Source organism: Pantoea sp. Ep11b (genome assembly GCF_040783975.1).
Lineage (GTDB): Bacteria > Pseudomonadota > Gammaproteobacteria > Enterobacterales > Enterobacteriaceae > Pantoea.
In genome coordinates, this window is sequence record NZ_CP160631.1 from 553556 (window position 1) to 565621 (window position 12066).

General features: G+C 57.6%; 9 protein-coding genes. 5 read left to right on the forward strand and 4 right to left on the reverse strand.

Going from position 1 to position 12066, the window contains the following annotated elements; genetic code table 11:
* Positions 1–366: 366 nt before the first annotated feature.
* Complete coding sequence (gene msbA / locus AB1748_RS02580) at positions 367–2127, forward strand: lipid A ABC transporter ATP-binding protein/permease MsbA (RefSeq protein WP_111139447.1); 1761 nt, start codon at positions 367–369, stop codon at positions 2125–2127.
* 123 nt (positions 2128–2250) lie between these two features.
* Here the strand turns inward: msbA and AB1748_RS02585 are convergent, their stop codons facing one another.
* Positions 2251–3183, reverse strand: a complete 933-nt coding sequence (locus AB1748_RS02585; RefSeq protein ID WP_111139448.1) for a sugar kinase — start codon at positions 3181–3183, stop codon at positions 2251–2253.
* Positions 3184–3464: 281 nt separating this feature from the next.
* On the opposite strand from AB1748_RS02585, the gene pdeH reads away from it, so the two are divergent.
* Both pdeH and AB1748_RS02595 read left to right on the forward strand, forming a co-directional pair.
* Positions 3465–4238, forward strand: a complete 774-nt coding sequence (gene pdeH, locus AB1748_RS02590; protein WP_111139449.1) for a cyclic-guanylate-specific phosphodiesterase — start codon at positions 3465–3467, stop codon at positions 4236–4238.
* Positions 4239–4301: 63 nt separating this feature from the next.
* On the forward strand, positions 4302–6362 hold the full coding sequence (locus AB1748_RS02595; protein ID WP_367395970.1) for an AsmA family protein: 2061 nt from the start codon (positions 4302–4304) through the stop codon (positions 6360–6362).
* Here the strand turns inward: AB1748_RS02595 and ppiC are convergent, their stop codons facing one another.
* Positions 6363–6644 carry a peptidylprolyl isomerase PpiC gene (gene ppiC, locus AB1748_RS02600; protein WP_111139451.1) on the reverse strand — a complete coding sequence of 94 codons (282 nt, stop codon included), beginning with the start codon at positions 6642–6644 and terminating at the stop codon, positions 6363–6365.
* A 75-nt stretch (positions 6645–6719) separates the two neighbouring features.
* On the opposite strand from ppiC, the gene rep reads away from it, so the two are divergent.
* Positions 6720–8741, forward strand: coding sequence for a DNA helicase Rep (gene rep, locus AB1748_RS02605; protein WP_293770635.1), 2022 nt, complete (start codon positions 6720–6722; stop codon positions 8739–8741).
* A 47-nt stretch (positions 8742–8788) separates the two neighbouring features.
* On the opposite strand, the gene ppx is transcribed toward rep, so the two are convergent.
* Positions 8789–10273: an exopolyphosphatase gene (gene ppx, locus AB1748_RS02610; RefSeq protein WP_111139453.1), complete on the reverse strand. Its 1485-nt coding sequence runs from the start codon at positions 10271–10273 to the stop codon at positions 8789–8791.
* Positions 10274–10279: 6 nt separating this feature from the next.
* Positions 10280–11572: an ATP-dependent RNA helicase RhlB gene (gene rhlB, locus AB1748_RS02615; protein WP_293770634.1), complete on the reverse strand. Its 1293-nt coding sequence runs from the start codon at positions 11570–11572 to the stop codon at positions 10280–10282.
* A 117-nt stretch (positions 11573–11689) separates the two neighbouring features.
* Between rhlB and trxA the strand changes: the two genes are divergently transcribed.
* Positions 11690–12022: a thioredoxin TrxA gene (trxA, locus tag AB1748_RS02620; protein WP_003851963.1), complete on the forward strand. Its 333-nt coding sequence runs from the start codon at positions 11690–11692 to the stop codon at positions 12020–12022.
* Positions 12023–12066 lie beyond the last annotated feature (44 nt).

Here is a 12066-nt window from a genome sequence, read left to right on the forward strand (position 1 = left end):
ACGGACCAGATTCGGACTATGCCTGGTGGCGGATTTATTCGGTTAACTGATTAATATTAATGGATAAATTATAAGAGGGGTTTAAGCAGTTGTGCGCACAGAAGCCGATTTAAATCACAATTTTTCTGCCTAATCTAAATGGCTGGCAGAGGTTGCTTTATTAGCCGAAATTAACCAGATATCACACTGCCAGCGATGAAGGCGAGGTTATGATTCCGGCAGCAGCGTCATCTGGATCACGCTGCAGAGGCTAACGTACCAGTCTCATTTGGGACTGATTGGCCTCATTTACCCCCCGTGCAGTTTCCTGTTGGTTGATACGGTTTAACATAAGATCGTCCGTTCATTCACAACGGTAAGATACATATCATGTCTGATAGCGATCTCTCTACCCGACAAACCTTTTGTCGCCTGTGGCCGACGATTTCTCCTTTCAAAGCCGGACTGCTGGTCGCGGGTGTTGCCCTGATTATCAACGCCGCCATCGATCCGTTTATGCTGACTTTACTGAAGACGCTGCTGGACGACGTGATTGGCAAAAATAACCACACCGTTCTGCTCTGGATGCCGCTGGTGATTATCGGGCTTATCCTGATCCGCGGTGTCAGCGGTTATATCTCCAGTTACTGTATTGCCTGGGTGTCGGGCAAAGTGGTGATGACGCTGCGTCGCCGCCTCTTCAGCCATATGATGGGAATGCCGGTCTCCTTTTTTGATCAGCAGTCGACCGGTACGCTGCTTTCCCGCATCAGCTACGATTGCGAACAGGTTGCCTCTTCATCGTCCAGCTCGCTGGTGACGGTGGTGCGTGAAGGCGCTTCAATCATCGGCCTGTTTGTGATGATGTTCTACTATAGCTGGCAGCTTTCACTGATCCTGCTGGTGCTGGCACCTGTCGTGTCGCTGGCGATCCGCATCGTCTCCAGGCGTTTTCGTCGCATCAGCAAAAATATGCAGAACACGATGGGGCAGGTGACCACCCATGCCGAGCAGATGCTGAAAGGGCATAAAGAGGTGCTGATGTTTGGCGGTCAGCAGGCTGAAACCGCCCGCTTCGAACAGGTCAGCAACACCATGCGTCGTCAGGGAATGAAGATGGTGTCAGCGACTTCGCTCTCCGATCCCATTATTCAGCTGCTCGCCTCGTCGGCGCTCGCCTTTGTGCTCTATGCAGCCAGTTTTCCGTCGGTGATGGCTACGCTGACGGCGGGCACCATCAGCGCAGTCTTTTCCGCCATGCTGATGCTGATGCGGCCGTTAAAGTCGCTGACCAACGTTAACGCTCAGTTTCAGCGTGGCATGGCCGCCTGTCAGACCCTGTTCACCATTCTGGATACTGAACAGGAGAAAGATGAGGGCCGCCGGGTCGTTAAACGCGCCAGCGGCTCGATTGAATTCAGGGATGTCACCTTTACCTACCCAGGCGCGGAAAGAGCGGCGCTGCGGCATATTAATCTGACGCTGCCTGCCGGTAAAACCGTGGCGCTGGTGGGGCGATCCGGTTCGGGTAAATCCACGCTTGCCAGCCTGCTGACGCGGTTTTACGACATCGACAGCGGCGCGATTCTACTGGATGGCCACGATCTGCGTGAGTACACTCTGGCTTCACTGCGTGAGCAGGTGGCGCTGGTCTCTCAGCATGTTCACCTGTTTAATGACACCGTCGCCAACAATATCGCCTACGCCCGCACGGACGTCTTCAGCCGTGAGGCGATTGAGAAAGCGGCGCAGATGGCACATGCTCTTGAGTTCATCAATAAAATGGAGAACGGACTGGATACCGTGATCGGGGAAAATGGTGTCCTGCTGTCGGGTGGGCAGCGTCAGCGTATTGCCATTGCCCGTGCGCTGCTGCGCGACAGTCCGATTCTGATCCTCGATGAGGCGACCTCCGCTCTGGATACCGAATCTGAACGCGCGATCCAGTCAGCACTGGAGACGCTGCAGCAGAACCGGACCACGCTGATTATCGCTCACCGGCTTTCCACCATCGAAAAGGCCGACGAGATCCTGCTGGTTGAAGAGGGCGAGATCGTTGAGCGTGGCTCGCATCAGCAGCTACTGCAGAAGAACGGCGCGTATGCGCGGCTCTATCAGATGCAGTTCAGTCAGCCGCGCTGTGCGTAAAACCTCTCTGTGCCTTAACCGATTCTGACAGCCCGTCAGTCAGCCCGAAAATGCGCCCGGAGGCGCATCTTTCTGGCATAGCGGCTGTCCCAGCCTCGTGCAACAACGCTGGCTGCCCGCCTGTCAGTCAGGCATCGCCTCCGCCGGGATAATCGCCCCGCGATGCTGGATCACGGTGCTGGCAAGCTGGTGTCCGCGCTGCGCGGCGGCGTCTGCGGCGGCACCGGTCAGACGGCGCGCCAGATAACCGGCGCTGAACGAATCACCGGCTGCGGTGGTGTCGATTACCTTCTCCTTCGCCAGGCGGAGCGCAGGAACTTCGATCAGCGGCGCATCATCAAGCGCCACCAGGCAGGCGTCTGCGCCCCGCTTAATCACGATCTCGCGGACACCCGCCTGGCGCGTCCGGGCGATAACCTCATCCAGCGGCTGTTCGCCCCACAGCAGATGTTCATCATCCAGCGTCAGGAAGGCGATATCGGTGTGACTGAGCATTGCGCGATAGGCGGCCTGTGCGCTAAGCCGATCGGTCCAGAGCCGCGGGCGGTAGTTGTTATCGAAAATCACCTGACCGCCGTTTGCCCGGCAGCGCGCCAGCAGCGCCATCAGCCGGTCACGACTCGCTGACGGTAGAATCGCCAGGCTGATGCCGCTGAGATAGAGGTAATCGTAGTGGGTAAGCTGTTCGGCGATCGCCGCCGACTGCGGGCTGTCGAGCCAGTAACGCGCTGCCGCATCGCTGCGCCAGTACCAAAATGTGCGTTCACCGTCGGCATCCGTTTCAATGACATAGAGTCCCGGCATTTTGTTGCTGAGACGCTGGATCAGGTCGGTGTTGATCTGCTCCTGCTGCCAGGCGGCGATCATCTGGTCGCTGAACGAATCGGTTCCCAGTGCGGTAACATAATCGACCCGCAACTGCCGTTCATCAACCTGGCGGGCGAGGTAGACGGCGGTGTTAAGCGTATCGCCGCCGAAACCGCGTTTAATGTTCTCACCCTTTTCAGACAACTCAATCATGCATTCGCCGATGATGGCGATTTTCTTTTGCGTCATGGCTCGGAACCCCCAGTGAAATATCACGCTAGTCTCGCGTCTGGTATGGCAGACGTCAACGTTTTTAAAACAGCGTTTTAATTTAGCTTAAGATGCTGAATAGTGCCGATCTGGCAGATAAGCGCGGCTAATTCCGGCCTGTTTTGCCGATTATCTTAACGAAATGGCTGATAAACTCCCGGTTTAATGTGGCCGGGCTGTTCATCGCATTATCACAGGCAACCCCGATAATCGCGGCAGCGTCACCCGTTTTGGGGACCAGTTACCCACCAGGAAAAAAAATGGTAATGGAGAGTATTCTTCAGAGGCTGCCGTCTTCAACTGACCTCAATCACTGCCCCGGAAGCCCGCTCTTCTGGCAACAATGTCAGCGGCACTATCGCTTTCAGCCTATCTACCGGGTAAGCGGCCGGTTGCTCGCCATTGAGCTGCTGACCGCCGTGGCTCATCCCGCCGCGCCGGACCAGCCGCTCTCTCCCGAAGCCTGGTTTGCCGGGCTCGATGTCGCGCAGCGCCTGAACGTGGTGCATGAGCAGCTGGATCTGCTCACGCAGTGGTCATCCTTTTTTGAGCGCCATGCGGTGATGGCTTCGGTCAACATCGACGGGCCTTCTCTGCTCGCCATTCAGCACCGACCCGCGATTCGCCGCCTGATCGCCCGCCTGCCCTGGCTCCGTTTTGAGCTGACCGAGCATCAGGCGCTGCCGCAGCCGGAGAAAGTCGCAAAGATAACGGAACTGGGCCCTCTGTGGCTGGATGATTTTGGCTCGGGGATGGCCAATTTTTCGGCGCTGACGGAGCTGCAGTATGATTACATTAAGTTATCGCGCGACCTGTTTATGCTGCTGGACAGCAGTGATGAAGGGCGGGGCATGTATCCGATGCTGCTGGCGCTGATCAATCGCTACTGCAATGGTGTCATCGTGGAGGGTGTCGAAACTGAAGCGCAGTGGCAGCAGGTTAAAGCCTCGTCAGCGATTGCGGCGCAGGGCTACTACTTTTCGCGGCCGGTTCCGTTTCCCGAACTGAATCACCTTACTCTCCAGCTTCCCTGATGCCGTTAGCCGTGGTCTCGACTATCTTTAACCCAGACCGTGAATGTGCAAGGAGAAAGCGTAATGTCGCGTACCGGGAAAATAGTCAGCTGGGTTGTGGGAATTCTGGTGCTGTTGATTGTGGTGATCATCGTCATCATCGCCACCTTTGACTGGAATCGCCTGAAACCCACCATCAACCAGAAAGTCTCGACCGAGTTAAACCGGCCCTTTGCGATTCGGGGGGATCTGGGTGTCGACTGGGTGCGTCATCGTGACGAGTCAGGCTGGCGGCGTTGGGTGCCGTGGCCGCAGCTGCATGCGGAAGATATCATGCTGGGCAATCCGCCCGGCATTCCTGACGTGACCATGGTGCATCTGCAGCGGGCCGATGCGACGCTCTCCCCGCTCTCGCTGCTGCATAAAGAGCTGTTTATCCCCTGGATTAAACTGCAGCGGCCTGATGCCCGGCTGATCCAGACGGCCGATAAGAAGAACAACTGGACGTTCGACCTCGCCAGCAGTGACAGCGATGAGAAGGCGAAAACGCCCTCCGCCTGGTCATTCCGCCTGGATAACATTCTGTTTGACCAGGGGCAGATTCGCTATCGCGATGCAGTTAACCGCGCGGACGTCACCGTTCAGATCAATCCGCTGGGTAAACCGGTGCCTTACGCGCAGATCGCCGGCGGCGACGACCAGCAGAAGGGCGCGGGCGACTTCGTCTTTGGCTGGAAGGCTAATGGCCGCTACAACAACGAGAAGCTCAGTGGCGAAGGGAAGATCGGCGGCATGCTGTCGCTGCGCAGCCAGAACACCCCGTTCCCGATTCAGGCCGATGTCCGCAATGGCACCACCCGCGTTCAGGTGACCGGTGGCCTGCAGGATCCGATGAACCTCGGCGGCCTGAACGTGCGGCTGCGTTTCTCTGGCGATACGCTGGCGAACCTGTACGGTCTGACCGGCGTGCTGTTGCCGGACACCCCGCCGTATGAAACCGATGGTCATCTGATCGCAAAATTCAACGGCAAAAAGGGCGCGGTCTACCGTTATGAAAAATTCAACGGCCACATTGGTGACAGCGATATTCACGGTTCGCTGGTCTACAGTCAGGTCAAACCCCGCCCGACCCTCAGTGGCGAGCTGACCTCTGAGCAGCTGCGGATAGCCGATCTGGGGCCGTTGATTGGTGTGGACTCTGGCAAAGGCAGCGAGAAAACGGCGCAGGCGAAGGCCCGGCGCGGTGAGAAATCGAATCAGCCTGCCGACCGCGTACTGCCGCACGATAAGTTTGAGACCAAAAGCTGGGACGTGATGGATGCCGACGTGAAGTTCAGCGGCAAACGTATCGAACACAGCAATTCGCTGCCGTTAAGCGATCTTTATACCCATCTGCAGATGAAAAACGGTGACCTGCTGCTGGATCCGCTGCGCTTTGGTGTAGCAGGCGGCAACCTGAACAGCACTATCCGTCTTGAGGGCAGTCGCTCACCGATGCGCGGGCGCGTGGATCTGCATGCGCGTAAGCTGCGCCTGCGTCAGATGTTCCCGGATGTGCAGGCGATGCAGAACAGCCTCGGCCAGCTTAATGGCGACGCCAGCTTCACCGGCACAGGGAACTCGGTAGCCGACCTGCTGGCGACCAGCAACGGCCAGCTTAAGCTGCTGATGAACGATGGCCTGATCAGCCGCAGCCTGATGGAGATCGCTGGCCTGAACGTCGGTAACTATCTGGTGGGCAAACTGTTTGGCGATGATCAGGTGCGGATCAACTGCGCCGCCACGGATATCCGGCTGCAGAACGGTCTGGCGACGCCCAGCCTGTTTGTGTTCGATACCGAGAACGCGATCATCAACGTGTCAGGCAACGCGAACTTTGCCAGTGAGCGGCTGGATCTCTCGGTCAATCCCGAGAGTAAAGGCATCCGTATCGTGACGCTGCGTTCGCCGCTCTATGTGCGCGGCACGTTTAAAAATCCTGACGCGGGCGTTAAAACGGGGCCGCTGCTGGCGCGCGGTGCCGCAGCCGTGGCGCTGGGCGCGGTAGTCGGCCCGGCCGCCGCGCTGCTGGCACTGATCTCCCCCAGCGACAATGAAGATAACCAGTGCAGCACCGTACTGCAGCAGATGAAGCAGAAGAAGTGATCAGTTGCGGTAGAGCACTTTGATAATGTGGTAACCAAAGCTGGTTTTTACCGGCCCGTAAGGCGTCAGCAGCGGGCAGGTAAAGACCGCTTTATCAAAGGCCGGTACCATCTGTCCCTGACGGAACTCCCCCAGATCCCCCCCCTTCCGGCCGGAAGGGCAGGTTGAGTGTTTCTTTGCCAGCTGCTGGAAATTGCCGCCTTTCGCCAGTTTCGCCAGAATCTCTTTTGCCAGCGCTTCCTCTTTGACCAGGATGTGTAAAGCCGCCGCGGTTTTCGCCATGTTGGTATCTCGGTTGTGTATAATTGCCGCCCAGTATAAACCCCTTTCTTTTGATTCAATCAGGCGATTTCTTCTATGCGTTTAAACCCCAGCCAACAACGTGCCGTCGAATTTGTTACCGGTCCCTGTCTGGTGCTGGCGGGCGCGGGGTCAGGTAAAACCCGCGTGATTACCAATAAAATTGCCCATCTGATTCGTGAGTGCGGCTATCAGGCGCGCCATATCGCGGCGGTGACCTTTACCAACAAGGCGTCGCGCGAAATGAAAGAGCGTGTGGCGCAGACCCTGGGCCGCAAAGAGGCGCGCGGCCTGCTGATCTCGACGTTCCATACGCTGGGTCTTGAGATCATCAAGCGCGAAACGGCGGCGCTGGGCATGAAGTCCAACTTCTCGCTGTTCGACGATCAGGATCAGCTCGCGCTGCTGAAAGAGCTGACGAAAGAGTGGCTGGAAGAGGATAAGACGCTGTTGCAGCAGCTGATCTCTACCATCTCAAACTGGAAGAACGATCTGGTCGATCCGCCAACCGCCACCGCGCAGGCGCGATCGCAGCAGGATCATATCTTTGCCCACTGTTACGCCCTCTACAGCCAGCATCTCAAATCGTGCAACGTGCTGGACTTTGACGACCTGATTCTGCTGCCAACGCTGCTGCTGCAGCGTAATCCGGAGGTGCGTGAACGCTGGCAGCAGCGTATCCGTTACCTGCTGGTGGATGAGTATCAGGATACCAACACCAGCCAGTATGAGCTGGTAAAGCTGCTGGTCGGCGCGCGGGCCCGCTTCACGGTGGTGGGCGACGATGACCAGTCGATCTACTCCTGGCGCGGCGCACGGCCGCAGAATCTGGTGCTGCTGAGTCAGGATTTCCCGGCGCTGGAGGTGGTGAAGCTGGAGCAGAACTACCGCTCATCGCAGCGCATTCTGAAAGCGGCAAACATCCTGATCGCCAATAATCCGCACGTCTTTGAAAAGCGTCTCTTTTCGGAGCTGGGGCAGGGCAGCGAACTCAAGGTGCTGACCGCCAACAGCGAGGAGCACGAAGCCGAACGGGTGACCGGCGAACTGATCGCGCACCACTTTATCAACCGGACGCAGTATAAAGATTACGCGATCCTTTACCGGGGCAATCATCAGTCGCGAACCTTTGAAAAGTTCCTGATGCAGAACCGCATCCCCTATCGCATCTCGGGCGGTACCTCGTTCTTCTCACGACCGGAGATCAAAGATCTGCTCGCCTATCTGCGCGTGCTGACCAATCCCGAGGATGACAGCGCGTTTCTGCGCATCGTGAACACGCCGCGCCGCGAGATTGGCCCGGCCACGCTGCAGAAGCTCGGTGAGTGGGCCAGCCTGCGCAGTAAAAGCCTGTTTAACGCCAGCTTTGATGTCGGGCTGGGGCAGACGCTTACCGGGCGCGGCCTGGAGCACCTGCAGCGGTTTACCCACTGGCTGAATGAGATTATCCAGCTGGCCGAACGTGAACCGGTCAACGCCGTCCGCGATCTGATCCGCGGCATCGACTATGAGAGCTGGCTGTTCGAAACCTCTGGCAGCCCGAAAGCCGCCGAGATGCGGATGAAGAACGTCAATACGCTGTTTCAGTGGATGACCGAAATGCTTGAAGGCAGCGATATCGACGAGCCGATGACCCTGGCGCAGGTTGTCACCCGCTTTACCCTGCGCGACATGATGGAGCGCGGCGAAAGCGATGAGGAGCTGGATCAGGTGCAGCTGATGACGCTGCACGCCTCAAAAGGGCTGGAGTTCCCCTATGTCTTCCTCGTCGGGATGGAAGAGGGGCTGCTGCCGCATCAGAGCAGCATCGATGAGCACAATATCGAAGAGGAGCGCCGTCTGGCTTACGTCGGTATCACCCGGGCGCAGAAAGAGCTGACCTTTACCCTGTGCCGCGAACGCCGGCAGTATGGCGAGCTGGTCCGGCCTGAACCGAGTCGTTTTCTGCTGGAGCTGCCGCAGGACGATCTGCAGTGGGAGACCGAGCGCAAGGTGGTCAGTGCCGAGGAGCGGATGAAAACCGGTCAGAGCCGGGTTGCCGGGCTGAGAGCGATGCTGGATAAGGCGAAGAAGGGTTAAGACAGGAAAACGGAGAGGCGATGGACATTCGCCTCACCGGGCCGGGCTTACGACAGCGTTAACAGCCAGTGGACGTAAGACTGATAATGGCTTTCCTGCTCAAGCAGTTCATTGCGCAGCGGATGCGCCTCCAGCCAGCCCGCGGGCAGGGTCAGATGCAGGGCATCATCGTCCGCCTGAAGCCGGACCGCAGGCAGGGTGTCATCGCGACGACGGGTGGAGAAGATGATCGCCAGCCGCAGCAGACGGCACATCCGTTCCGCCAGGCGCGGCGGCAGGGCATTCTGCTGGGCCAGCAGCGCCAGATCGATGCTGCCGCTCTGATTCTGCAGTAAACAGGCCAGCAGCTTCTTCTGCGCCGGGGTGAAGCCGGGCAGGTCGAGATGACGCACCAGGTAGGCCGCATGCTGTGGTGCATGGCGGAAATCGACGCTCAGGCCGATTTCGTGGATCGTGCAGGCGCTGATCAGCAGCTCACGACAGCGTTGATCCAGCTTCCACGGCGTGGAAACCTGGCGGAAAAAGCTCTCTGCCAGCTGACGCACGCGATCGGCCTGTTCAACATCAATGCTGAAACGGCGCTGGACGTTGTGCAGGGTGCGGGTGCGAATATCGCGATCGATGGGCAGATGCAGCATGCCGTAGACCAGCCCTTCGCGCAGGGCGCCGCCCGCCAGCGTCATGCTGTCGATACTCAGCTCCTGGAAGATGGCGATCAGAATCGACAGACCGCTGGGGAAGACCAGTGCCCGCTCCAGCGTCAGCCCTTCGATTTCCAGCTCTTCCAGTTTGCCGCACTGAATGGCGCGCTGTTTCAGCTGCTGAAGTTTATTCAGCGTGATGCGCTCATCCATGCCCTGAGCGACCATGATCTCCTGCAGCGCCTGAACCGTGCCGGAGGCACCGACGCACGCCTGCCAGCCCTGCTCACGCAATTGGGCGGCAATGGGCTGAATCATCGCCCGTGCGGCGCGCTCTGCCTGATCAAAGTTCTCTTTTGCCAGATGGCGGTCGCTGAAGAAGCGTTCCAGCCAGGTGACGCAGCCCATCGGCAGACTGAACAGCACCGAAGCATGGGAGCCGTCGCCGGTCGCCAGCTCGGTGCTGCCGCCGCCGATGTCGACCACTAAACGCTGATCGGAACCGCCAGTGGTGTGGGCCACACCCTGATAAATCAGGCGCGCCTCTTCCTCACCGCTGATGACGTTGATGGGGCAGCCGAGGATCTGCTGAGCCGTGTCGAGGAACGTCTGCGCGTTGGCCGCCAGACGCAGCGTGGCGGTCGCCACCACGCGAATCTGATCGAGGGGAATATCCTGCAGTTGTTCAGAGAAGAGTCTCAGGCACTGCCAGCCGCGCGACATCGCCTCGGCTGACAACAGGTTATTTTTATCCAGTCCGGCTGCAAGGCGAACCTTGCGCTTAATTTTCGCAACGGTCTGGATACTGCCAGAGACCTCGCGCACCACCAACATATGAAAGCTGTTAGATCCTAAATCAATCGCTGCATAGAGTGACGACGCGCTTAGCATGATGGCCTAACCTGAACGTTTACGGTTGTTGTTGCGTGGTGCACCGCGACGATTGCCGTTGTTGCCCCCGCGACGCGGGCCATTACCGGAACGGCTGCGTTGCAGACGTTTAGGCGGCGGTAAATCGGTTAACAGCGCTTCGCTGCTGTACTTGCTGACCGGAATACTGTGACCGATATACTCTTCGATCGACGGCAGATTCAGCGCGTACTCTTCACAGGCCAGGCTAATTGAGTGTCCGCTGGCACCGGCACGACCCGTACGGCCAATGCGGTGAACGTAATCTTCACAGTCGTCAGGCAGGTCGTAGTTAAAGACGTGCGTCACCGCCGGAATGTGCAGACCACGGGCAGCCACGTCGGTAGCAACCAGAATATCCACATCACCTTTGGTGAAGTCATCCAGAATGCGCAGACGCTTCTTCTGAGCCACGTCGCCGGTCAGCAGGCCAACACGATGTCCATCGGCGGCCAGATGGCCCCAGATATCTTCACAGCGGTGTTTGGTGTTAGCAAAAACAATGGCACGGTCGGGCCACTCTTCTTCGAGCAGCGTCTGCAGCAGGCGCATTTTCTCTTCGTTAGACGGATAGAAAAGCTCTTCCTGAATGCGATGACCGGTTTTTTGCTCCGGTTCCACTTCCACATATTCCGCACTGTTCATGTGCTCGAATGCCAGCTCACGGACGCGATAAGAGAGCGTAGCTGAGAAGAGCATGCTCAGACGCTGAGTGGCCGGCGGCATGCGACGGAACAGCCAGCGGATATCTTTGATAAAGCCGAGATCGAACATGCGGTCGGCTTCATCCAGCACCATGACCTGAATGGCGCTGAGATTGACGTGATTCTGCTTCGCATAATCGATCAGGCGACCGGTGGTGGCGACCAGAATATCAACGCCCTGTTCCAGCACTTTCAGCTGTTTGTCGTAACCGTCTCCGCCATAGGCGAGACCCAGTTTCAGGCCGGTTGAGGCGGTGAGGGGTTCGGCATCCGCATGAATCTGCACAGCAAGTTCACGCGTCGGCGCAAGAATTAATGCCCGTGGCTGGTTTACCTGCCGGCCTTCAGCCGCAGGATGAGAAAGAAGATGATGAAACGTTGACGTCAGAAACGCCATCGTTTTGCCGGTACCGGTTTGCGCCTGGCCTGCGACATCACGCCCTGAAAGCGTAAAAGGCAGAGCTAACGCCTGAATCGGCGTGCAGTACTGAAAGCCTTTACTATCAAGGGCTTCCACCACTTTCGGGTGCAGGGCGAAGTCGGAAAACTTCTGTTCAGTTAAGTGTGTTTTGCTCATAGTGTGGTAGAATATCAGCTTACTATCGCTTTACGAAAGCGTATCCGATGAAATAAAGTCAACCTACATTGGTATATATTACGCCAATTCGCCAGGCATAATCTTGTGGAGTAAAACATGAGCAGCGATAAAATCGTTCATCTGACCGATGACAGTTTCGACACCGACGTGCTGAAAGCCGACGGCGTTACACTGGTAGATTTCTGGGCTGAATGGTGTGGTCCTTGCAAAATGATCGCGCCAATCCTTGATGAAGTTGCAGAAGAGTATGATGGCAAGCTGACCATCGCTAAGCTGAATATTGACGATAACCCAGGCACGGCACCGAAGTATGGCATTCGTGGTATCCCGACGCTGCTGCTGTTCAAAAATGGCGAAGTTGCCGCGACCAAAGTGGGCGCGCTGTCTAAAGGCCAGCTGAAAGAGTTCCTGAACGCTAATCTGGCGTAATTCAGGGCTGAACGTCTGGCAGTGGTGAATTTATCTCCTGCTGC